22 protein-coding genes and 5 tRNA genes are annotated in these 23,551 nt (G+C 63.2%); all 27 read right to left on the bottom strand.

The genetic code is table 11. The annotated features are described in order from the left end of the window. Positions 1–12: 12 nt before the first annotated feature. Positions 13–684 (bottom strand): 30S ribosomal protein S3, encoded by a 672-nt coding sequence (gene rpsC / locus VWP12_RS01105; RefSeq protein WP_125199278.1) that lies wholly within the window; start codon positions 682–684, stop codon positions 13–15. 9 nt (positions 685–693) lie between these two features. Beyond that, entirely contained in the window at positions 694–1,026 is a 333-nt protein-coding gene (gene rplV / locus VWP12_RS01110) for a 50S ribosomal protein L22 (protein ID WP_125199277.1), read from the bottom strand. Positions 1,027–1,038: 12 nt separating this feature from the next. Then, entirely contained in the window at positions 1,039–1,314 is a 276-nt protein-coding gene (gene rpsS / locus VWP12_RS01115) for a 30S ribosomal protein S19 (protein ID WP_322521213.1), read from the bottom strand. 20 nt (positions 1,315–1,334) lie between these two features. Further along, entirely contained in the window at positions 1,335–2,162 is an 828-nt protein-coding gene (rplB, locus tag VWP12_RS01120; protein ID WP_125199275.1) for a 50S ribosomal protein L2, read from the bottom strand. 19 nt (positions 2,163–2,181) lie between these two features. Beyond that, complete coding sequence (locus VWP12_RS01125) at positions 2,182–2,475, bottom strand: 50S ribosomal protein L23 (RefSeq protein WP_322521215.1); 294 nt, start codon at positions 2,473–2,475, stop codon at positions 2,182–2,184. Then, entirely contained in the window at positions 2,472–3,080 is a 609-nt protein-coding gene (gene rplD / locus VWP12_RS01130) for a 50S ribosomal protein L4 (RefSeq protein WP_410474251.1), read from the bottom strand. The genes VWP12_RS01125 and rplD overlap by 4 nt, the downstream gene beginning before the upstream one ends. Before the next feature lie 11 nt (positions 3,081–3,091). Beyond that, the gene (gene rplC, locus VWP12_RS01135) at positions 3,092–3,736 is read right to left on the bottom strand and encodes a 50S ribosomal protein L3 (RefSeq protein ID WP_410474252.1); all 645 of its coding nucleotides are present in this window, start codon (positions 3,734–3,736) and stop codon (positions 3,092–3,094) included. A gap of 175 nt (positions 3,737–3,911) precedes the next feature. Then, the gene (gene rpsJ, locus VWP12_RS01140; RefSeq protein WP_125199271.1) at positions 3,912–4,223 is read right to left on the bottom strand and encodes a 30S ribosomal protein S10; all 312 of its coding nucleotides are present in this window, start codon (positions 4,221–4,223) and stop codon (positions 3,912–3,914) included. A 6-nt stretch (positions 4,224–4,229) separates the two neighbouring features. Continuing rightward, positions 4,230–5,420 (bottom strand): elongation factor Tu, encoded by a 1,191-nt coding sequence (gene tuf, locus VWP12_RS01145; protein ID WP_410474253.1) that lies wholly within the window; start codon positions 5,418–5,420, stop codon positions 4,230–4,232. A 46-nt stretch (positions 5,421–5,466) separates the two neighbouring features. Then, complete coding sequence (gene fusA / locus VWP12_RS01150; RefSeq protein ID WP_410474254.1) at positions 5,467–7,563, bottom strand: elongation factor G; 2,097 nt, start codon at positions 7,561–7,563, stop codon at positions 5,467–5,469. Positions 7,564–7,592: 29 nt separating this feature from the next. After that, complete coding sequence (gene rpsG, locus VWP12_RS01155; protein ID WP_058574778.1) at positions 7,593–8,063, bottom strand: 30S ribosomal protein S7; 471 nt, start codon at positions 8,061–8,063, stop codon at positions 7,593–7,595. A gap of 18 nt (positions 8,064–8,081) precedes the next feature. Further along, positions 8,082–8,456, bottom strand: a complete 375-nt coding sequence (gene rpsL / locus VWP12_RS01160; RefSeq protein WP_125199268.1) for a 30S ribosomal protein S12 — start codon at positions 8,454–8,456, stop codon at positions 8,082–8,084. Positions 8,457–8,556: 100 nt separating this feature from the next. Then, a complete protein-coding gene (gene rpoC, locus VWP12_RS01165) occupies positions 8,557–12,771 on the bottom strand; it encodes a DNA-directed RNA polymerase subunit beta' (protein WP_410474255.1) in 4,215 nt (1,404 codons plus the stop codon). A gap of 77 nt (positions 12,772–12,848) precedes the next feature. After that, entirely contained in the window at positions 12,849–17,015 is a 4,167-nt protein-coding gene (gene rpoB / locus VWP12_RS01170) for a DNA-directed RNA polymerase subunit beta (RefSeq protein WP_410474256.1), read from the bottom strand. 237 nt (positions 17,016–17,252) lie between these two features. Next, positions 17,253–17,633 (bottom strand): 50S ribosomal protein L7/L12, encoded by a 381-nt coding sequence (gene rplL / locus VWP12_RS01175; protein WP_125199265.1) that lies wholly within the window; start codon positions 17,631–17,633, stop codon positions 17,253–17,255. A gap of 30 nt (positions 17,634–17,663) precedes the next feature. Continuing rightward, positions 17,664–18,191 carry a 50S ribosomal protein L10 gene (gene rplJ / locus VWP12_RS01180; protein WP_410474257.1) on the bottom strand — a complete coding sequence of 176 codons (528 nt, stop codon included), beginning with the start codon at positions 18,189–18,191 and terminating at the stop codon, positions 17,664–17,666. A gap of 266 nt (positions 18,192–18,457) precedes the next feature. Continuing rightward, positions 18,458–19,153, bottom strand: coding sequence for a 50S ribosomal protein L1 (rplA, locus tag VWP12_RS01185; RefSeq protein ID WP_125199263.1), 696 nt, complete (start codon positions 19,151–19,153; stop codon positions 18,458–18,460). 1 nt (position 19,154) lies between these two features. After that, a complete protein-coding gene (rplK, locus tag VWP12_RS01190) occupies positions 19,155–19,586 on the bottom strand; it encodes a 50S ribosomal protein L11 (protein WP_125199262.1) in 432 nt (143 codons plus the stop codon). A 62-nt stretch (positions 19,587–19,648) separates the two neighbouring features. Further along, positions 19,649–20,182 (bottom strand): transcription termination/antitermination protein NusG, encoded by a 534-nt coding sequence (nusG, locus tag VWP12_RS01195; RefSeq protein ID WP_410474258.1) that lies wholly within the window; start codon positions 20,180–20,182, stop codon positions 19,649–19,651. Positions 20,183–20,192: 10 nt separating this feature from the next. After that, the gene (gene secE / locus VWP12_RS01200) at positions 20,193–20,564 is read right to left on the bottom strand and encodes a preprotein translocase subunit SecE (protein WP_125199260.1); all 372 of its coding nucleotides are present in this window, start codon (positions 20,562–20,564) and stop codon (positions 20,193–20,195) included. 75 nt (positions 20,565–20,639) lie between these two features. Continuing rightward, positions 20,640–20,715: transfer RNA gene (locus VWP12_RS01205), tRNA-Trp, on the bottom strand. 73 nt (positions 20,716–20,788) lie between these two features. Beyond that, complete coding sequence (gene tuf, locus VWP12_RS01210) at positions 20,789–21,979, bottom strand: elongation factor Tu (RefSeq protein ID WP_410474253.1); 1,191 nt, start codon at positions 21,977–21,979, stop codon at positions 20,789–20,791. 37 nt (positions 21,980–22,016) lie between these two features. After that, positions 22,017–22,092, bottom strand: a tRNA-Thr gene (locus VWP12_RS01215). 112 nt (positions 22,093–22,204) lie between these two features. Then, positions 22,205–22,278 (bottom strand) — tRNA-Gly (locus tag VWP12_RS01220). Between the two features lie 43 nt (positions 22,279–22,321). Next, positions 22,322–22,406: transfer RNA gene (locus VWP12_RS01225), tRNA-Tyr, on the bottom strand. 134 nt (positions 22,407–22,540) lie between these two features. Further along, positions 22,541–22,616, bottom strand: a tRNA-Thr gene (locus VWP12_RS01230). 64 nt (positions 22,617–22,680) lie between these two features. Then, on the bottom strand, positions 22,681–23,535 hold the full coding sequence (locus VWP12_RS01235; RefSeq protein WP_410474259.1) for a type III pantothenate kinase: 855 nt from the start codon (positions 23,533–23,535) through the stop codon (positions 22,681–22,683). Positions 23,536–23,551 lie beyond the last annotated feature (16 nt).

Consider the following 23,551-nt stretch of genomic DNA (forward strand, 5'->3'; position numbering starts at 1 on the left):
TCAATTCGTTGATCAGGCGGCCGACTTGCCGTCGTCGCTGCCCGGCACACCGAACACCTCGCCTTTGAAAATCCAGACCTTGACACCGATGATGCCGTAGGTGGTCTGGGCCTCTGCCATGCCGTAGTCGATGTCCGCACGGAGCGTGTGCAGCGGTACGCGGCCTTCGCGGTACCACTCGGTACGCGCGATCTCGGCGCCGCCCAGGCGACCCGCCACGTTCACCTTCACGCCGCCCGCGCCAAGACGCATGGTGGTCTGTACCGCCCGCTTCATCGCGCGACGGAACATGACGCGGCGCTCGAGCTGCTGAGCGATGGACTCGGCAACCAGCTGCGCGTCCAGCTCGGGCTTGCGGATCTCCTCGACGGAGACCTTCACCGCACTGCGCTCGAGACCCAGCATCGGGGCGATCTCGGTACGCAGACGCTCGATGTCCTCGCCCTTGCGGCCGATAACGATGCCCGGACGCGCGGTGTGGATCGTGACGGCGGCCGAACGGGCCGGGCGCTCGATCTGTACACGCGAGACCGAGGCGTCCTTCAGACGCTGACGAATGTACTTGCGAGTACGGACGTCCTGCTCGAGGTAGTCGGAAAAATTCTTGTTGTCGGCATACCAGCGAGAGCTCCAGTCGGAGGAGATCCCAAGCCGGAAGCCTACCGGATGTACTTTGTGACCCATGACTGCTCCTTAGCGCTCGCTGACGACGACTTTGATGTGGCTGGTCCGCTTGAGGATCCGCACACCGCGGCCTTTCGCCGCCGCACGGAATCGCTTCAGGGTCGGGCCTTCGTCAACCATGATCTCGGAGATGCAAAGACGATCGACGTCCGCACCTTCGTTGTTCTCGGCATTCGCGATGGCCGACTCGACCACCTTGCGAATGATCGCGGCACCCTTCTTGGTCGAGAACTGGAGGGACTCCAGCGCGTTTGCGACGTTGACGCCACGCACCTGGTCGGCCACCAGACGAGCCTTTTGCGGGGAGATCCGGGCAAACCGGTGTAGTGCTACTGCTTGCATCACGGAGCCTCCTTAACGCTTGGCTTTCTTGTCGGCGGCATGGCCTCGGTAAGTACGCGTCGGTGCGTACTCGCCGAGTTTCTGGCCAACCATGTTCTCGTTGATCAGCACCGGAATGTGCTGACGACCGTTGTGCACCGCGATGGTCAACCCGATCATGTCGGGAAGGATCATCGAGCGGCGCGACCAGGTCTTTATGGGCCGGCGGCTGTTAGCGGCCGCGGCCTCTTCCACTTTTTTCATCAGGTGGTGGTCCACGAAGGGACCTTTCTTGAGTGAACGTGGCACCTTAAAGCCCTCTTATTGCTCTATTTCTTGTTACGACGACGAATGATGTACTTGTCAGTACGCTTGTTCGTACGTGTCTTGTAACCCTTGGTCGGCACGCCCCAGGGCGTAACCGGATGACGACCGCCGGAGGTCCGACCTTCACCACCGCCGTGCGGGTGATCGACCGGGTTCATGACGACACCACGGACGGTCGGACGGACGCCGCGCCAGCGCTTGGCGCCGGCCTTGCCGAGCTGGCGAAGGCTGTGCTCCTGGTTGGAAACCTCGCCCACCGTGGCACGGCACTCGGAGAGCACCTTGCGCATCTCGCCGGAACGCAGGCGGATGGTGGCGTAGGAACCGTCCCGAGCAACCAGCTGGACGGCGCCGCCGGCACTACGTGCCAGCTGGGCGCCCTTGCCCGGCTTGAGCTCGACCGCGTGGATGGTGGTACCAACCGGGATCGAGTACAGCGGCAGGGCGTTGCCCGGACGAATCGGGGCATCCACGCCGGAAACGATCGCCTGACCCACCTCGACACCACGCGGCGCGATGATGTAACGACGCTCACCGTCGGCGTACTTCAGCAGCGCGATGTGCGCCGAGCGGTTCGGATCGTGCTCAATGCGCTCAACCTGGGCGGGAATGCCGTCCTTGATGCGCTTGAAGTCGATCTTGCGGTAGTGCTGCTTGTGACCACCACCGATGTGACGGGTGGTGATCCGGCCGGCGTTGTTACGCCCGCCCGAGCCGTGCTTCTTCTCGAGCAGCGGCGCGTAGCCCTTGCCCTTGTAGAGCTTGGAGCGATCTACCTCGACGACGCCACGGCGACCCGGAGAAGTCGGTTTTGCAACTTTCAAAGCCATGAGTTGAATCCCCTACTGTTTAGCCGGCCGCGCCGAAATCGATGGTCTGACCTTCGGCGAGCGTGACGTAGGCCTTCTTGGTGTCGGCACGCCGACCCGGCATGCCACGGAACCGGCGGGTCTTGCCACGCTGGTTGACCACCTGAACGGCCTCGACGTTGACCTCGAACACCTGCTCGACCGCCGCCTTGATCTGCGGCTTGGAGGCGGAGGTCGCCACCTGGAACACGTACTGGTTGAACTCGCCGGCGCGGGCGGTCTTTTCGGTGACCACCGGGGCGCGCAGCACGTCGTAAAGCTTTTCCGAATTCATGACAGCCACTCCTCAACCATCTTCAGCGCGCCCTGGGTGATGACGACCTTGTCGGCGTCCACCAGGCTGACCGGATCCAGCGTGCCGGCCGTGCGGTAACCCAGCTCGATCACGTTGCGCGAACCCAGCAGCAATGCCTCATCCATTGCCTCGGTGACGATCAGGCGCTTGCCTTTCTCGACGCCGAGGTCGTTGAGTGCCTTGATGACCTGCTTGGTCTTGGGCGCCTCGACGGTGAGCGACTCGACCACGACCAGGCGGTCCTGGCGCAGCAGCTCGGAGAAGATCGAACGCATCGCGGCGCGGTACGCCTTGCGATTCATCTTCTGCGAGAAATCACGCGGACGGGCGGCAAAGGTGACACCACCGGTGCGCCAGATCGGCCCACGGGTGGTGCCGGCACGGGCGCGGCCCGTGCCCTTTTGACGCCACGGCTTGGTGTTGCCACCGGAGACTTCGGCGCGACTCAGCTGACGCTTCGTTCCGGCGCGACCACCGGCCAGGTACGCGACCACGGCCTGGTGGACCAGCGCTTCGTTGTATTCCCGGCCGAAGACCTGCTCGGAGACATTCAGCGCGGAACCGTTCTTGACTTGGATATCCATACCTGACGACCTCACGCTTTGATCTTGACCGACGGACGAACGAGCACGGCGCCACCGGTGGCGCCCGGAACGGCACCCTTCACCAGCAGCAGACCGTTCTCGACGTCAACGCGAACCACCTTGAGGTTCATCGCGGAGACGCGCTCGTCACCCATGTGGCCGGCCATCTTCTTGCCCTTGAACACGCGGCCCGGGGTCTGGTTCTGACCGATGGAACCCGGCACACGGTGGGACAGGGAGTTACCGTGAGTGGCGTCCTGGGTACGGAAGTTGTGACGCTTCACCGTGCCGGCGAAGCCCTTACCCTTACTGGTGCCGGTGACATCAACGGACGGCACGTCGTTGAAGATCTCGACCGTGATCTCGTTACCCGCTTCGTAGTTACCGAGCACGTCGGCATCAACGCGGAACTCGCGCACGGTACGACCGGCAGCGACCGACGCCTTGGCGAAGTGACCCGCCATCGGCTTGGTCACCCGATTCGGGCGGCGCTCGCCTACGGTTACCTGCAGGGCGGTGTACCCGTCGACATCATCAACTTTCTTCTGAGTCACACGGTTCGGCTCGACCTCGATGACGGTCACCGGCGTGGAAGCGCCAGACTCGTCAAACACTCGGGTCATGCCGACCTTACGACCGACAACACCTAAAGCCATTGTTATTTCCTCTTATGCACTTCGACGCCGATTTCGATTGACCGGATCGCCGGAAAAAACCAGCCCGACGCGGTTTGAGCACGCATCGGGCTGAACAAGAGCGCGGCACTATAACAGAAAACGCGCCGGGCCAAAAGGCTTTTGGCCGGCGCGTTTCAGTTGGCTTGCGGGCGGATCAGTTCAGACGAATCTGGACATCCACGCCGGCGGCCAGGTCAAGCTGCATCAACAGGTCAACCGTCTTGTCGGTCGGGTCGACGATGTCGAGTACGCGCTTGTGGGTGCGGATCTCGTACTGGTCGCGCGCGTCCTTGTTGACGTGCGGCGAGGTCAGCACGGTGTACCGCTCCTTGCGGGTCGGCAGCGGGATCGGGCCCTTGATCCGCGCGCCACTGCGGCGCGCGGTCTCGACGATCTCCGCGGTCGAACGGTCGATCAGACGGTGATCGAAGCTCTTCAGCCGGATGCGAATCGTTTGTCCTGACATACTTAATTACTCGATGATCTTGGAAACGACGCCGGCGCCGACGGTGCGGCCGCCTTCGCGGACAGCAAAGCGCAGACCTTCTTCCATCGCGATCGGCGCGATCAGCGTGACGGTCATCGCCACGTTGTCCCCCGGCATGACCATCTCGGTGCCTTCCGGCAGCTCGCAAGCGCCGGTCACGTCGGTGGTACGGAAGTAGAACTGCGGGCGGTAGCCGTTGAAGAACGGGGTGTGCCGACCACCCTCTTCCTTCGACAGAACGTAGACCTCGGCCTCGAACTGGGTGTGCGGCTTGATGGTGCCCGGCTTGCAGAGAACCTGACCACGCTCGACTTCGTCGCGCTTGGTGCCACGCAGCAGAACGCCGATGTTGTCGCCGGCCTGGCCCTGGTCGAGCAGCTTGCGGAACATCTCGACACCGGTAACGACGGTCTTCTGAGTGTCCTTCAGACCGACGATCTCGATCTCTTCGCCGGTCTTGACGATGCCGCGCTCGACACGACCGGTCACTACGGTGCCGCGGCCGGAGATGGAGAACACGTCCTCGACCGGCATCAGGAAGGCACCGTCGACGGCGCGATCCGGCTCGGGGATGTAGTCGTCCATGGCCTCGACCAGCTTGACGATGGCCGGGGCGCCGATTTCGGAGGTGTCACCTTCCAGCGCCTTGAGGGCCGAACCGGTGATGATCGGAGTGTCGTCGCCCGGGAAGTCGTACTGGGAGAGGAGGTCACGGACTTCCATCTCGACCAGCTCGAGCAGCTCCGGATCGTCGACCATGTCGGCCTTGTTCAGGAACACGACGATGAACGGAACGCCAACCTGACGCGAGAGCAGGATGTGCTCACGGGTCTGCGGCATCGGGCCGTCAGCGGCGGAAACCACCAGAATCGCGCCGTCCATCTGGGCGGCACCGGTGATCATGTTCTTGACGTAGTCGGCGTGACCCGGGCAGTCGACGTGGGCGTAGTGACGCTTGTCGGACTCGTACTCGACGTGAGAGGTCGAGATCGTGATGCCACGAGCCTTCTCTTCCGGCGCCTTGTCGATCTGATCGAACGCCATGCCCTGGCCACCGTAGGTGGTGGACATCACGTGCGTGATCGCCGCGGTCAGCGTGGTCTTGCCGTGGTCTACGTGACCGATCGTGCCGACGTTTACGTGCGGCTTGGAACGTTCAAATTTTTCTTTGGACATGTCTTACATCCTCAACTGGAAACAAATTCAGGAGATCGCGGCGTTATCAGGAATTACCCTTGATGACTTCCTCGACCACGCTCTTCGGGGCCTCGGCATAACGACCGAACTCCATGGAGTAGGTCGCACGGCCCTGGGTCGCGGAGCGCAGGTCGGTGGCGTAACCGAACATCTCGGACAGCGGCACTTCGGCCTTGATCTGCTTGCTGCCGCCGTGCACGTCTTCCATGCCCTGCACCATGCCGCGGCGCCGGTTGACGTCGCCGATGACGTCACCCATGTACTCTTCCGGGGTCTCGATCTCGACCTTCATCATCGGCTCGAGCAATACCGGGTTGGCCTTGGCGCAGCCTTCCTTCGTGGCCATGGAGCCAGCCACCTTGAATGCCATCTCGTTCGAGTCGACCTCGTGGTACGAGCCATCGTACAGCGTGACCTTGACGTCGACCATCGGGTAACCGGCGATGACGCCGTTCTGCAGCTGCTCTTCCGCGCCGCGCTCAACCGCCGGGATGTATTCCTTCGGGACCACGCCGCCGACGATCTTGTTCTCGAACGCGAAGCCACCGCCTTCTTCCATCGGCTCGATGCGCAGCTTGACGTGACCGTACTGACCACGACCGCCGGACTGACGCACGAACTTGCCTTCCTGCTCGACCGTGCCGCGAATCGTCTCGCGGTAGGCGACCTGCGGCTTGCCGATATTCGCCTCGACCTTGAACTCGCGGCGCATGCGGTCGACCAGGATGTCCAGGTGCAGCTCGCCCATGCCAGAGATGATGGTCTGACCGGACTCCTCGTCGGTGCGGACACGGAAGGACGGATCCTCCTGCGCCAAACGCCCGAGGGCCTGCGACATCTTTTCCTGGTCGGACTTGGTCTTCGGCTCGACGGCCACCGCGATGACCGGCTCCGGGAACTCCATGCGCTCCAGGATGATCGGGCTGCTCGGATCGCAGAGCGTTTCGCCGGTAGTGACGTTCTTCAGACCGACGGCCGCGGCGATATCACCGGAATAGACCGACTTGATCTCCTCGCGGGAATTGGAGTGCATCTGGAGAATACGGCCGATGCGCTCGCGGTTGCCACGAGTGGAGTTCAGAACGGCGTCGCCGGCGTTGACGCTACCGGAGTAGACCCGGAAGAAGGCCAGCGAGCCGACGAACGGGTCGGTCATGATCTTGAACGCCAGCGCCGAGAACGGCTCGTTGTCGCCGGTTTTCCGGTAGGCCTCGGTGCCGTCCGGCAGCTCGCCCTTGATGTCCGGCACTTCGGTCGGAGCCGGCAGGAACTCGATGACGGCATCAAGCAGGCGCTGCACGCCCTTGTTCTTGAACGCGGTACCACAGAGCGCCGGGATGATGTCATTCTCAAGCGTGCGCTGACGCAGACCCTGCTTGATCTCGTCGTCGCTCAGCTCGCCGTTCTCGAGGTACTTCTCCATCAACTCTTCGGAGGCCTCGGCAGCGGCCTCGACCATCTGCTCTCGATAGGTCTCGGCGTCGTCCTGCAGCTCTGCCGGAATGTCCCGCTCGTCATAGGTCATGCCCATGTCGTCGGTGTTCCAGTAGATCGCCTTCATGCGGATCAGGTCGACCACGCCCTGGAACTCGTCCTCGGCACCAATCGGGATCACGACCGGCACCGGAACCGCACCGAGGCGCTTCTTCAGCTGGTCCATGACACGGAAGAAGTCGGCGCCCTGGCGGTCCATCTTGTTGACGAACGCCAGGCGCGGGACACGGTACTTGTTCGCTTGCCGCCAGACCGTCTCCGACTGCGGCTGGACGCCGCCGACCGCGCAGAGAACGAAGACCGCACCGTCGAGCACACGCAGGGAACGCTCCACCTCGATGGTGAAGTCGACGTGCCCGGGGGTGTCGATGATGTTCAGGCGGTGCTTCTGGAACTGCTGGTCCATGCCCTGCCAGAACGCGGTGGTCGCAGCGGAGGTGATGGTGATGCCACGCTCCTGTTCCTGCTCCATCCAGTCCATCGTGGCGGCGCCTTCATGGACCTCACCGATCTTGTGGGACACACCCGTGTAGAACAGGATGCGCTCGGAGGTCGTGGTTTTGCCGGCATCGATGTGGGCCATGATGCCGAAGTTGCGATAGCGCTCGAGCGGAGTCGTACGGGACACGAAAAGTACCTCTTAAATAAAGCGTCGGGTTACCAGCGGAAGTGCGCGAAGGCCTTGTTGGCCTCGGCCATGCGGTGCGTGTCTTCACGCTTCTTCACAGCGGAACCACGACCTTCGGCAGCGTCCGACAGCTCACCGGCCATCTTCTGGGCCATGGTCTTCTCGCCACGCTTGCGGGCGGCCTCGATCAACCAGCGCATGGCCAGTGACGAGCGACGCACCGGGCGAACCTCGACCGGCACCTGGTAGGTCGCACCACCAACACGGCGGGACTTGACCTCGACCGACGGGGCGACGTTTTCCAACGCCTTCTCGACGACCTCGACCGGGTGACCCTTGCCCTTGGACTCGATCATGTCCATCGCGTCATACAGCAGACGCTCGGCAACAGCCTTCTTGCCGCTGAGCATGATCATGTTGATAAATTTCGCGACGGTGACGTTGCCGAATTTCGGATCCGGCAGAATCTCGCGCTTGGGGACTTCTCTTCTACGGGGCATCTCAAATCCTACCGTTGATTAGCTCTTCGGACGCTTGGCGCCGTACTTGGAACGACCCTGACGGCGCTTCTCGACACCCTGGGTATCGAGGCTGCCGCGGACGACGTGATAGCGCACACCCGGGAGATCCTTTACACGACCGCCGCGGATCAGCACGACCGAGTGCTCCTGCAGGTTGTGACCTTCACCACCGATGTAACCGGTGACCTCGTAACCCGACGTCAGGCGCACACGGGCAACCTTACGCAGGGCCGAGTTCGGCTTCTTCGGGGTGGTGGTGTAAACGCGCGTGCAAACGCCGCGACGCTGGGGGCAGCGCTCCAGCGCGGGCACGCTGGTCTTTTCGACCATGCGCTTGCGCGGCTTGCGCACTAGCTGATTGATAGTAGCCATGTATCCGTATTCTCCGACCAAAAACTAGCACGACGGGCACAGTTGCCCGCCGTAAAGGGCAGTGATTCTATGCAGTTGCCGCGTTGCTGTCAACGCAAGCTCACTCCTCGTTGCCATTCTCCTCGGCAGTCACCTCGACCTCGGCGGCTTCAGCCGGCGCACCGAACAGGTCGTTGGCCTGATCGAGCGCGGCGTGACGCCGACGGCGACGCTCCTCGTGGTGCGCCAGACCGGTGCCCGCGGGGATGAGGCGACCGACGATGACGTTCTCCTTGAGGCCACGCAGCTCGTCGCGGCCGCCGCGGGTGGCGGCATCCGTGAGCACCCGAGTGGTCTCCTGGAACGACGCCGCGGAGATGAACGACTCGGTCACCAGGGAAGCCTTGGTGATGCCGAGCAGCATCGGCTCGGACTTCGCCGGGAACTTGCCGTCCTTCTCGAGTGCCGCGTTCTCCTCGACCAGCCGCGCCTTGTCGACCTGGTCACCACGCAGGTAACCGGAGTCACCCGACTCGACGATCTCGACCTTGCGCAGCATCTGACGAACGATCACCTCGATGTGCTTGTCGTCGATACCGACGCCCTGCAGGCGATAGACGTCCTGGATTTCCTTGACGATGTAGTTCGCCAGGTCCGCGATACCACGCAGACGCAGGATGTCGTGCGGTGCGAGTTCGCCATCGGCGATGATCTCGCCACGCTCGACGTGCTCGCCCTCGAAGACGTTGATCACACGATACTTCGGGATCAGCTCTTCGTGCTGCTCGCCGTTCTCGTCGGTGATCACCAGCCGCTGCTTGCCCTTGGTTTCCTTGCCGAAGCTGACCGTACCGGTGTGCTCGGCCAGGATCGCGGGCTCCTTGGGCTTGCGGGCCTCGAAGAGATCCGCGACACGCGGCAGACCGCCGGTGATGTCGCGGGTCTTCTGTGACTCCTGCGGGATACGTGCCACGACGTCACCCACCTGCACCTCGGCACCATCGTTGATACCGATGATCGCGCCGGCCGGCAGGACGTAGATCGCGGGAATCTCCGTGCCCGGCAGGTTGACGGGGCTGCCGTCACCATCGGTCAGGGCGATCGCCGGACGCAGATCCTTGGCGGTGCCGGAACGCTGCGACGGGTCGATGATGATCTGCGAGGACAGGCCCGTGATTTCGTCGGTCTCGGTCTTTACCGACTGACCATCGACGAAGTCCGAGAAGCGGGCGAAGCCTTCTACCTCACTGACAACCGGGTGCGTGTGCGGATCCCAGTTGGCCAGCGTGGTGCCGGCGTCGACCTTCTCACCGTCCTTGACGCGGATGACCGAGCCGTAGGGGACCTTGTAGCGCTCGCGCTCACGGCCCTGCTCGTCCAGCACACCCAGCTCACCGGAGCGGGTAACGGCTACCAGGTCGGCGTCACGGTTCTTGACCGTACGCAGGTTGTGCAGGCGAACCGTACCGGTGGCCTTGTTTTCCACGGAACTGGCCGCGGCCGAACGGGAGGCCGCCCCACCGATGTGGAACGTCCGCATGGTCAGCTGCGTGCCCGGCTCGCCGATGGACTGGGCCGCCATGACACCGACCGCCTCGCCGAGGTTGACCGGCTCGCCGCGCGCCAGGTCACGCCCGTAGCACTTGGCACAGACGCCGTGGCGTGCTTCACAGGTGATCGCCGAGCGGACCCAGACCTCGTCGATGCCTGACTGCTCGATCCGCGCAACCATCGCCTCGTCGATCAGCGTGCCGGCCGGCAGCAGGACTTCCTCGGAGCCCGGCACGACCAGGTCCTTGGCAGTCACGCGACCCAGGATCCGGTTGCCCAGACCCTCGACCACGTCGCCACCCTCGATCACGGCGGTCATCTTCAGACCGTCGGTGGTGGTGCCGCAGTCGTCGGAGGTGACCACCAGATCCTGTGCCACGTCGACCAGGCGACGGGTCAGGTAACCGGAGTTCGCGGTCTTCAGGGCGGTATCCGCCAGACCCTTACGGGCGCCGTGGGTCGAGATGAAGTACTGCAGTACGTTCAGACCCTCGCGGAAGTTCGCGGTGATCGGCGTCTCGATGATCGAACCGTCCGGCTTGGTCATCAGGCCACGCATGCCGGCCAGCTGCCGGATCTGCGCCGCCGAACCCCGGGCACCGGAGTCCGCCATCATGAAGATGGCGTTGAACGAGTTCTGCCTGACGTCGTTACCTTCCTTGTCCTTGACGGTATGCGCACCCAGCTGCTCCATCATCGAACGGGAGATGGAGTCGTTGGCGCGCGACCAGATGTCAACGACCTTGTTGTAACGCTCCTTCTCGGTCACGAGACCCTGACCGTACTGGTCCTGGATCTCCTTGACCTCGGCCTCGGCCGCCGCCAGTTCGGCATCCTTGGATTCCGGGACAATCATATCGTCGGAACAGATGGAGATGCCCGAGCGGGTGGCGTACCGGAAGCCCGTGTACATCAGTTGGTCGGCGAAGACCACGGTGTCCTTCAGGCCCAGGTGACGGTAGACGTAGTTGAGCAGGGCCGAGATCGGCTTCTTGCCCATATCCTTGTTGATCTGCGCGAAGGGAATGCCCTCCGGCACGATCCGGTACAGCAGGGCCCGGCCGACGGTCGTCTCGACGATCGCCGTCTTGGACTCGACCGTGCCGTCTTCCTCGCGAGTCCAGTCGGTGATCCGAACGCGCACCAGCGCGCCCAGCTCGACCTGACCGTTGTCGTAGGCGCGCTGCACCTCGTCGAGGTCCGCGAAGATCATGTCTTCGCCACGCGCATTCACCTTGGAACGCGTCATGTAGTAGATGCCGAGCACGATGTCCTGCGACGGCACGATGACCGGCTCGCCGGAGGCCGGCGACAGGACGTTGTTGGTCGACATCATCAGCGCGCGGGCTTCCGACTGCGCCTCGAGCGACAGCGGCACGTGCACGGCCATCTGGTCACCGTCGAAGTCGGCGTTGTAGGCCGAGCAGACCAGCGGGTGCAGCTGGATCGCCTTGCCCTCGATCAGGGTCGGCTCGAACGCCTGGATACCCAGACGGTGCAGGGTCGGCGCGCGGTTGAGCAGCACCGGGTGCTCGCGGATCACTTCCTCGAGCACGTCCCAGACCTCGGCACCCTCGCGCTCGACCAGCTTCTTGGCCGCCTTGATGGTGGTGGCGAGACCACGACGGTGGAGCTTGCCGAAGATGAACGGCTTGAACAGCTCGAGCGCCATCTTCTTGGGCAGGCCGCACTGGTGGAGACGCAGGGTCGGGCCGACCACGATGACCGAACGGCCCGAGTAGTCGACGCGCTTGCCCAGCAGGTTCTGGCGGAAGCGGCCTTGCTTGCCCTTGATCATGTCGGCGAGCGACTTCAGGGGACGCTTGTTGGTGCCGGTGACCGCGCGACCGCGACGACCGTTGTCCAGCAGCGAGTCGACCGACTCCTGCAGCATGCGCTTCTCGTTGCGCAGGATGATGTCCGGCGCGTTGATCTCGAGCAGGCGCTTGAGGCGGTTGTTGCGGTTGATGACCCGGCGATAGAGGTCGTTGAGGTCACTGGTCGCGAACCGACCGCCGTCCAGCGGTACCAGCGGACGCAGGTCAGGCGGCAGGACCGGCAGCTGGGTCAGGACCAGCCATTCCGGGCGGTTGCCGGAAGAGCGGAACGACTCGAGCAGCTTCAGGCGCTTGGTGATGCGCTTGATCTTGGTCTCGGAACCGGTCTCGGCCAGTTCGTCGCGCAGCTTGAGGATCTCGTCGTCCAGCACGATCTCCTTGAGGAGCTTCTGGATCGACTCGGCACCCATGCCGGCCTCGAACTCGTCGCCAAACTGCTCGAGCGCCTCGATGTACATCTCGTCGGTGAGCAGATCGCCCTTGTTCAGGGTGGTCATGCCCGGATCGGTGACGATGAAGGCCTCAAAGTACAGCACCCGCTCGATGTCGCGCAGCGTCATGTCGAGCAGCAGGCCGATACGGCTCGGCAGCGACTTCAAGAACCAGATGTGCGCTACCGGGCAGGCCAGCTCGATGTGGCCCATGCGCTCGCGGCGGACCTTGGAGAGCGTGACCTCGACGCCACACTTCTCGCACACCACGCCGCGGTGCTTGAGGCGCTTGTACTTGCCGCAGAGGCACTCGTAGTCCCGTACCGGGCCGAAGATCTTGGCGCAGAAAAGGCCATCGCGCTCCGGCTTGAAGGTGCGGTAGTTGATGGTCTCCGGCTTTTTCACTTCGCCGAACGACCAGGAACGGATCATCTCCGGGGAGGCCAGCGAGATACGGATGTGGTCGAAGTCCTCTTCGCCGACCTCGTGGTTCATCAGATTAAGCAATTCTTTCATTGACTACCTGCCTAACGTGTTCTGTCACACGGCACCATGGACCCGGGCACCCGCCCGGTTGGCCCATGCCCCGGAAATCACTCGTCGTCTTGTTCCAGCTCGATGTTGATCCCGAGCGAACGGATCTCCTTCAACAGCACGTTGAAGGACTCCGGCATGCCCGCGTCCATACGGTGATCGCCATCGACGATGTTCTTGTACATCTTGTTCCGGCCGTCGACGTCGTCGGACTTGACCGTCAGCATCTCCTGCAGCGTGTACGCCGCACCGTACGCCTCCAGTGCCCAGACCTCCATCTCGCCGAAGCGCTGGCCGCCGAACTGCGCCTTGCCGCCCAGCGGCTGCTGGGTGACCAGACTGTACGGGCCGGTCGAACGCGCGTGCATCTTGTCGTCGACCAGGTGGTTGAGCTTCAGGATGTACATGTAGCCGACGGTGGTCTGACGCTCGAACGGCTCGCCACTGCGACCGTCGTACAGCTGCACCTGGCCGTTCTCCGGCATCTCGGCGAGCTTGAGCATGTGCTTGACCTCGTCCTCGACCGCGCCGTCGAACACCGGAGTCGCCATCGGAACGCCCTTTTTGAGGTTGCCGGCCATCTCGATCAGCTCGTCGTCGGTCAGGCTGTCGAGGTCCACGGTCGGCTCGTCCCGGTGGTTGTAGACCTTGTCGAGGAACGCGCGCAACTCCTTGATCGCCTTTTCGCGCTCGAGCTTGAGGCGCTTCTCGATCTGGTGACCCAGACCGCGAGCCGCCAGGCCCAGGTGCGTCTCGAGGATCTGACCGATGTTCATCCGCGACGGGACGCCCAGCGGGTTGAGGCAGATGTCCATCGGCGTGCCATCTTCCATGTACGGCATGTCTTCCTCGGGCACGATCATCGAGATGACACCCTTGTTGCCGTGACGGCCGGCGAGCTTGTCGCCCGGCTGGATGCGACGCTTGACCGCCACATACACCTTGACCATCTTGAGCACGCCCGGCTGCAGGTCGTCGCCCTGCTGGATCTTGCGCTTCTTGTCCTCGAAGCGCGCCTCGGCGTCGGCCTTCTCGCGCTCGAGCTGCGCCTTGTATTCTTCCAGCGCACCGGCGGCGGCCTCGTCCTCGACGCGGATCTCGAACCACTTGGCCGGATCGACCTTGTTGAGCTGGGCCGCGGTGATCTTGCCGCCGGCCTTCACGCCCGTCGGGCCACCAACGGCGACCTTCCCGAGCAGCAGCTCGCGAACGCGGGCCTGGATGTCGCCCTCGATAATGCGCATGCGATCCTTGAGATCCTTGCGCACCGCGTCGAGATCGGCCTCCTCGATCGAACGGGCCCGGCTGTCCTTCTCGATGCCGTCACGGGTGAAGACACGCACGTCGATGACGGTGCCCTCAATCCCTTGCGGAACGCGAAGCGAGGTGTCCTTCACGTCCGAGGCCTTCTCACCGAAGATGGCTCTGAGGAGCTTTTCCTCCGGGGTGAGCTGTGTTTCGCCCTTCGGCGTCACCTTGCCCACGAGGATGTCGTTCGGGCTGACTTCGGCACCGATGTGCACCACGCCCGCCTCGTCTAGCTTGTTGAGCAGGTTCTCGGCGACGTTGGGGATGTCCGAGGTGATCTCTTCCGCGCCCAGCTTGGTGTCGCGGGCGACGCAGTTGAGTTCCTCGATGTGGATGGTGGTGAAGCGGTCTTCACGCACGACCCGCTCGGACATGAGGATGGAATCCTCGAAGTTGTAACCGTTCCAGGGCATGAAGGCACAGAAGATGTTCTGGCCCAATGCCAGCTCGCCCATGTCGACGGACGGGCCGTCGGCGAGCACGTCGCCCTTCTCGATCCGGTCACCCACCTTCACCAGCGGACGCTGGTTGATGCAGGTGTTCTGGTTCGAACGGGTGTACTTGGTGAGGTTGTAGATATCCACACCGACCTCGCCCTGGGTGGCCTCCTCGGCCTTGACCCGGACCACGACGCGCGAGGCGTCGACACGGTCGACCAGACCGCCGCGCTTGGCAACCACACAGGCGCCGGAGTCGGTCGCGACCACGCGCTCCATGCCGGTGCCGACCAGCGGCTTGTCCGCCTTGAGAGTCGGCACGGCCTGACGCTGCATGTTCGAACCCATCAGGGCGCGGTTGGCGTCGTCGTGCTCGAGGAACGGGATGATCGAGGCCGCCACCGAGACGATCTGCTTGGGCGAGACGTCCATGTACTGGATTTCGGACGGATCGGAGAGCATGAACTCGCCCGACTTGCGTGCCGAGATCAACTCGCCGGTCAGGGTGCCGTCCTCGGCCAGCGGGGCGTTCGCCTGGGCAATGGTGAACTTCTCTTCCTCGTAGGCCGACAGCCAGTCGACGTCGGCGGTCACCTTGCCGTCGACCACCTTGCGGTACGGCGTCTCGAGGAAACCGTAGGTGTTGGTCTGGGCAAACACGGCCAGCGAGTTGATCAGGCCGATGTTCGGGCCTTCCGGTGTTTCGATCGGGCAGACCCGGCCGTAGTGCGTGGTGTGTACGTCACGCACCTCGAAGCCGGCGCGCTCACGGGTCAGGCCGCCCGGCCCGAGCGCGGAGATACGACGCTTGTGCGTGACCTCCGAGAGCGGGTTGTTCTGGTCCATGAACTGCGACAGCTGCGAGGAGCCGAAGAATTCCTTAACCGCGGCCGCGACCGGCTTGGCGTTGATCAGGTCCTGCGGGGTCAGGCCTTCGCTTTCGGCCTGGGTCAGGCGCTCCTTGACGGCGCGCTCGACACGGACCAGGCCGATGCGGAAGACGTTCTCGGCCATCTCGCCCACCGAGCGGATGCGACGGTTGCCAAGGTGGTCGATATCGTCGGTCTTGCCGTTGCCGTTGCGGATGGCGATCAATTCCATCAGCACGTCGAGGATGTCGGACAGGTCGCCGCTTTCCTCGAACCGCTTCTTGGCATCCTCGTTGCCGCCTTCGGCCAGACGACCGAAGTACTTGGCGTCGTAGAGGATGCCCGGACCGGAATCGCCCTCGCGCTCGAGGCGACGGTTGAACTTCATCCGGCCAACCTCGGAGAGGTCGTAACGCTCCTCGGAGAAGAACAGACCATGGAACAGGCCTTCGGCGGCATCCTTGGTCGGCGGCTCGCCCGGACGCATCATCTTGTAGATCTCGACCATCGCTTCGAGCGGGGTGGTCGACGGATCGTTGCGCAGCGTCAGCGACATGTACGGGCCGCGATCGACCTCGTTGTAGTACAGCGTCTTGAACGACTCGATGCCGGCCTTCTGGAAAGTCGCCAGCATCTCCTCGGTGATCTCGTCGTTGGCGTTCGCGATCACTTCACCGCTGTCGGTGTCGACCACGTCCTTGGCCAGCGTACGGCCGACAACGAACTCGGCCGGGACCGGCAGGCTATCGATCTTGGCGTTGTTGAGATCACGCACGTGCTTGGCGGTGATGCGCTTGCCCGCCTTGACCACGGTCTCGCCGTTGACTTCGATATCGAAGGCCGCATCGGTGCCCTTCAGCCGCTCGGGGACCAGCGTGAGGGCCAGCTCCTCGCCGTCGACGCGGAACTCGTCGTGCTCGAAGAAGATGTCCAGCATCTCCTCGTTGTTGTAGCCCAGCGCGCGCAGCAGGATCGACGCCGGGATCTTGCGGCGACGGTCGATGCGAACGTAGACGAGGTCCTTCTGGTCGAACTCGAAGTCGAGCCAGGAGCCGCGGTACGGGATGACCCGCGCGGAGAACAGCATCCGCTTGGAGGTGGTGGTCTTGCCCTTGTCGTGGTCGAAGAACACGCCCGGCGAACGGTGCAGCTGGGAGACGATGACGCGCTCGGTCCCGTTGACGACGAAGGTACCGCTCTCGGTCTGCAACGGGATCTCGCCCATGTAGACATCCTGCTCGCGGATATCCTTGACGACCTTGGAACCCGCCGGGGCTTCCTTGTCATAGATCACCAGGCGCAGCTTGACCCGCAGCGGTGCCGAGTAGGTCAGCCCGCGAATCTGGCATTCGCGCACGTCGAAGGCCGGCTCGCCGAAGTGATAATCGACGTAATCGATTTCAGCATTGCCCGAGTGGCTTGCGATCGGAAACACCGAACCCAGCGCCGCGTGGAGCCCGATGTTGCGGCGCTCCTTCTGCGCCACACCCTGCTGCAGGAAGCCCTCATAGGACTTCACCTGCGTGGTCAACAGATAGGGGACCGGCAGAACCTCGGCACGCTTGCCGAAGTCCTTGCGGATTCGCTTCTTCTCAGTGAATGAATAGCTCATCTACTTTCCTCGTCGGGACAATCTGAGTGTGATCGCCAGCGAACTGGCGATGCACGCCGTGGCGCGCGGGGATCCAATCCCCCTGTGTGGGGCGGCAGCCGGCCGCCCCGGGCAACCTTTCGCGATCAGACCGATAATCCGATCGCGAAAGGACGCCCAACAAGCGCGTAAAGGCCGGCAACCCGAAGGCCACCAGCCTGTACCTGGGTGCTGTGGTTAAGCGACCCTTGCACTCGTTTACTTGAGCTCGACGGAAGCGCCTGCCTCTTCGAGCTTGGCCTTCATGGTGTCGGCCTCTGCCTTCTCGACGCCTTCCTTGATGGTGCTCGGAGCACCTTCGACCAGTTCCTTGGCTTCCTTGAGGCCCAGACCGGTCAGCTCGCGGGTCGCCTTGATGACGGAAACCTTGTTGGAGCCGAACGAGGTCATGACCACGTCGAATTCGGTCTGCTCTTCTGCAGCAGCGGCGCCTTCGCCACCACCGGCTGCCGGAGCGGCGGCAACGGCGGCTGCCGCGCTTACGCCGAACTTCTCTTCCATGTCGGAGATCAGTTCAACGACCTCCATGACGGACATGTTGGAGATCGCTTCGAGGATATCGTCTTTTGTAACTGCCATGATTGAGTACCTGAAAAGTGATGAAAAAGGTTAAGCCGCTTCTTTCTGGTCGCGAATCGCTGCCACGGTACGCACCAGCTTGCCCGAAACCTCGTTGAAGGTACGGGCCAGCTTGGTGACCGGCGCCTGCATGGTCGCCATGAGTTGCGCAAGCGCTTCCTCACGGGTCGGCAGGCTGGCAACGCGTTCAAGAGCGGAAGCCGGGAGGAGTTCGCCACCCAAGGACACGAACTGGACTTCAAGCTGCGACATCTCCTTGGTCGCGTCCTTCATCAGACGCGCCGCGGAGCCCAGGTCGTCCATCGAGAACGCGAGGATGAGCGGGCCACGCAGGGCATCGCTCATGCATTCGTACTCGGTGCCTTCCAGGGCGCGCTTGGCCAGGGTGTTCTTGACGACACGCAGGTAAACACCCTGCTCACGCGCCTTGACGCGAAGCTCGGTGACCTGCGAGACCGTCAAGCCTCGATACTCGACGCCAACCGCCGAGTAGGCCTTGGATGCAACCTCGGCGACTTCTGCGACAACCAACTTCTTGCGATCGAAGGTTAATGCCACGTCTCTTACCTACGGTTGCAAAGGGACAAGCCCTTTTCGTTTGAAACCGATTCGTGCGGTGCACGAATCGCCCTTCTCAACGGCCACCCAGACATGAAATCATCGGGACTCTGACCGTCTGCGCAGGCTTTCTTGATTAAGCGGGAGAGCACGCTCGCCCGCGCCTGCGGTCTTTGACGCCACCGGTAACAATACCGGCAGTCCAAAGAACGTGACCGGCCTCGACACGACGGTCGAGGCCGGTTATTCAGTGAGTTGCGCCGCGGTTATTCCGCGAGCGAACCCTGATCCACCACCAGGCCCGGGCCCATCGTGGTGGAGACGGATACACGCTTCATGTATACGCCCTTGGCCGCGGACGGCTTGGCCTTATTCAGGTCACCGACCAGGGCATTAAGGTTCTCGATCAGCGCCGCCGGCTCGAAATCCACCTTGCCGATGGTGCAGTGGATGATGCCGTTCTTGTCGGTGCGGTAGCGCACCTGACCGGCCTTGGCATTCTTGACCGCGGTGGCCACGTCGGTGGAAACCGTGCCTACCTTCGGGTTCGGCATCAGGCCACGCGGACCCAGGATCTGGCCCAGCTGACCGACCACGCGCATCGCGTCCGGGGAAGCGATGACGACGTCGAAGTCCATGCGACCCTGCTTGATCTCGGCAGCCAGGTCGTCCATGCCGACGATGTCGGCACCGGCTTCGGTGGCGGCCTCGGCGTTCGCACCCTGGGCGAAGACGGCGACACGCACGTCTTGACCGGTGCCACGCGGCAGGACGGTGGACCCACGAACCATCTGGTCCGAACGGCGCGGATCAACGCCCAGGTTGACGGAGACATCAACGGACTCGTTGAACTTGACCGTGGAGACTTCCTTCAGCAGGGCGAAGGCTTCTTCGGCACCGTACTGGCGGTTACGATCGATCTTCTCGGCGATCTGCTTCTGACGCTTGCTCAACTTGGCCATCTCACACACCCTCCACGTTCAGGCCCATACTGCGGGCGCTACCGGCAATGGTGCGCACACGGGCGTCGAGATCCTTGGCCGTCAGGTCCGGCTCTTTGGTCTTAGCAATTTCTTCGAGCTGATCACGGGTAACCGTGCCGACCTTGGTCTTGTTCGGCTCGGCGGAACCGCTCTTGATGCCAACGGCCTTCTTGAGAAGGATCGCGGCCGGCGGGGTCTTCATGATGAAGGTGAACGACTTGTCCTGGTAGACAGTGATCACCACCGGAACGGGAAGACCCGGCTCGATGTTGCCCGACGCGGCGTTGAACTCCTTGCAGAAGCCCATGATGTTGACGCCGTGCTGACCCAGCGCAGGACCGATGGGGGGCGACGGGTTGGCCTGACCGGCAGGCACCTGAAGCTTGATGTAAGCGGAGACTTTCTTAGCCATAATGACCTCTCAAGTGGGTAGTAGCGCCCGGCGCAGGGCCCGGCTCCCCGTGTGTCGACTGATCAGGTCTTCTCGACCTGGTCGAAATTCAGTTCCACCGGAGTGGAACGTCCGAAAATGCTGACCGCAACGCGCAGGCGGCTCTTTTCGTAATTGACTTCCTCGACCGTGCCGGTGAAGTCGTTGAACGGGCCGTCGCAGACACGCACCATCTCGCCGACGTCGAACAGCGTCTTCGGCTTCGGCTTTTCGGTCGAGTCCTTGACCCGGTTGAGGATCTGCTCGGCCTCGCGCTCGGTGATCGGCGTCGGCTTGCCACCGGAATTACCGATGAAGCCCAGCACCCGCGGCACCGACTTGATCAGGTGCCACGCCTCGTCGGTCATGTCGACCTGGACCAGCACGTAACCCGGGAAGAACTTGCGCTCGGAACGACGCTTGACGCCGTCACGCATCTCGACCACTTCCTCGGAGGGAACCAGGATCTCGCCGAACAGATGCTGCAGACCGGCGCGCTCGATGCGCTCGGCAAGCGCCTTCTTGACGCTATTTTCGTACTGTGAGAACGCCTGGACGACGTACCAGCGCATCGCCATGTAAAGCCTCCTAACCGGTAATGCTGCGAACGATCCAACCCAGCAGCGAGTCGACGCCCCAGAGGAACAGGCCGATCAGAATGACGAGCAGGATGACCACGAGGGTCGTCTGCGTCGCTTCCTGACGCGTCGGCCAGACCATCTTCTTGACCTCGAGACGCGAGTCGAAGGTGAACTGCCAGATCGACCGCCCGACAGCCGTGGTGTACGCCACGGCGATCGCGAGCCCCGCACCTGCCACAACAGCCAGGATGCGCAGGAACAACGGCTGGTCATCAAGCAGGTAATAACCCACGATGCCGGCGATGATCAGCAGGATCGCGATCGCGATCTTGGCTGAATCCAGGCCAGACGACGTGGGCTGCACGGACTTTTCCGACATGTTAGGAACTCACGCTTCAAAGACAGCACCCGCCGGCCGGCGAACCGGACCCGGCGGGCACCCCCTGCACGGAAGTGGCAGGGCAGGAGGGACTCGAACCCCCAACCTACGGTTTTGGAGACCGTTGCTCTGCCAGTTGAGCTACTGCCCTAATGTTTTCGCCTACCGCGAAAAAAGAGCGCGAAGTCTATCCGACTCCGCGCCTTGACGCAACCCGTTGCGGGTTACTCGATGATCTTGGAAACGACGCCGGCGCCGACGGTGCGGCCGCCTTCGCGGACAGCAAAGCGCAGACCTTCTTCCATCGCGATCGGCGCGATCAGCGTGACGGTCATCGCCACGTTGTCACCCGGCATGACCATCTCGGTGCCTTCCGGCAGCTCGCAAGCGCCGGTCACGTCGGTGGTACGGAAGTAGAACTGCGGGCGGTAGCCGTTGAAGAACGGGGTGTGCCGACCACCCTCTTCCTTCGACAGAACGTAGACCTCGGCCTCGAACTGGGTGTGCGGCTTGATGGTGCCCGGCTTGCAGAGAACCTGACCACGCTCGACTTCGTCGCGCTTGGTGCCACGCAGCAGAACGCCGATGTTGTCGCCGGCCTGGCCCTGGTCGAGCAGCTTGCGGAACATCTCGACACCGGTAACGACGGTCTTCTGAGTGTCCTTCAGACCGACGATCTCGATCTCTTCGCCGGTCTTGACGATGCCGCGCTCGACACGACCGGTCACTACGGTGCCGCGGCCGGAGATGGAGAACACGTCCTCGACCGGCATCAGGAAGGCACCGTCGACGGCGCGATCCGGCTCGGGGATGTAGTCGTCCATGGCCTCGACCAGCTTGACGATGGCCGGGGCGCCGATTTCGGAGGTGTCACCTTCCAGCGCCTTGAGGGCCGAACCGGTGATGATCGGAGTGTCGTCGCCCGGGAAGTCGTACTGGGAGAGGAGGTCACGGACTTCCATCTCGACCAGCTCGAGCAGCTCCGGATCGTCGACCATGTCGGCCTTGTTCAGGAACACGACGATGAACGGAACGCCAACCTGACGCGAGAGCAGGATGTGCTCACGGGTCTGCGGCATCGGGCCGTCAGCGGCGGAAACCACCAGAATCGCGCCGTCCATCTGGGCGGCACCGGTGATCATGTTCTTGACGTAGTCGGCGTGACCCGGGCAGTCGACGTGGGCGTAGTGACGCTTGTCGGACTCGTACTCGACGTGAGAGGTCGAGATCGTGATGCCACGAGCCTTCTCTTCCGGCGCCTTGTCGATCTGATCGAACGCCATGCCCTGGCCACCGTAGGTGGTGGACATCACGTGCGTGATCGCCGCGGTCAGCGTGGTCTTGCCGTGGTCTACGTGACCGATCGTGCCGACGTTTACGTGCGGCTTGCTACGTTCGAACTTTTCCTTAGACATCGCATCCTCCGCCAACCGGGACAAGCAAATGGGAATGTGGAGCTCATGACCGGATTTGAACCGGTGACCTCGTCCTTACCAAGGACGTGCTCTACCAACTGAGCTACATGAGCAAATATGAGTCGACGGCGTGCCGCCGACGCAATCTCTAACAACAGATACGACCCCGCGGAGGGTCGCGTCGGTCCGTTCCGGAACCGGGTCAGACAACCCGGGTCACAGGACTGGAGCGGGTGATGGGAATCGAACCCACGTCATCAGCTTGGAAGGCTGAGGTTCTACCATTGAACTACACCCGCAGACCGTTTGAATCCCGCAAGCGGTTGCGAGACTCGTCTTGTCTGGTGGTGGGGGCAGGATTCGAACCTGCGAAGGCTGAGCCGGCAGATTTACAGTCTGCTCCCGTTGACCGCTTGGGTACCCCACCCGGGAAGCGCGCCATTCTTCACAAAAAGGACCGGGCTGTCAACACCCGGCCCGCGGCTTGGACATCACGGCAAGGGCGCGCATCGTGATGTCGGCCAACGCCCGCGAAACCACGCTTCGCGAACGTCCTGCCTCTGGTGCCGGCTGTGGGACTCGAACTCACGACCTACCGCTTACAAGGCGGTTGCTCTACCAACTGAGCTAAGCCGGCAATGGGCGCGCATTTTACGCACACGAGCCCCTCTTTGCCAAGCCGACATGCCGCGGGCGACGGGTCAGCGACGCGCTCGCGCCAATCGAACCACGCCGGCGAGCACCAGGTCGGCCTCAAGGCGGTGCTCGAGGGCCGGATCGATCAGGTCAGCCAGTCGATCGGCATCTCCGCCGGCAATGACCGCAAGCAGTGGGCCCTCGTCGGCAAGGCGCTCCTGCCATACGGACAACATCTGGTTCACGCCGGCGGCAATCAGCCAATGACGTCCCAGCTCGATCGCCGTGGCGGTATCGGCCGCCAAACCCAGTCGTCGCGTTGTCTCAGGCACCGGCGCCGCCGTATCACGCGGCTCAGCGAGTGCGCCGGCGCGCTCCAGCGATTCGATCGCCGGGGCCAGCGCGGGCGCCGCCGCGCGCAGGGCCTGCAGCTGGGCACGCCAGCCCGGCAGAATCAGCCCACCGAGGTGCTGACCGTCGGCGGCGAGCACATCCAGGGTGATCGCGGTGCCGGCATTGATGACCGCCAGCGGCCGGTCGGGATGGCGGGCCCGGGCCTCGATCATGGCGCAGAAACGGTCGACGCCGAGGTCGGCGGGCGACTCGTAGGCCACTCGGACGTGGCAGCACTTGCCGGTCACCTCAAGCCAGCGGCACTCGGCCTGCGGGCAGACCTCGGCGATCGCGGTGCCCAGCCAGTCGCGCCGACGTGGCTCGACCACCGAGGCCAGCACGACCTGCTTGGGCGAGCGCCCCTTCTCATCCACCAGCAATGGCTCGAGACGCGTTGCCAGCGCCCCGACGGGATCGGACTCGTTGGCGGCCGGCCAGTCGATGGTGACCGGCTCGACCGTCTTTGGGCTGCGGCGGGCAAGATGTGCCTTGATCCGGCTGTTGCCCGCATCGATGTAACAGTTCACTTCGGTCAGGCCTTCC

It is taken from the genome of Guyparkeria sp. TX1 (genome assembly GCF_046523965.1).
In the GTDB taxonomy this organism is placed as follows: domain Bacteria; phylum Pseudomonadota; class Gammaproteobacteria; order Halothiobacillales; family Halothiobacillaceae; genus Guyparkeria.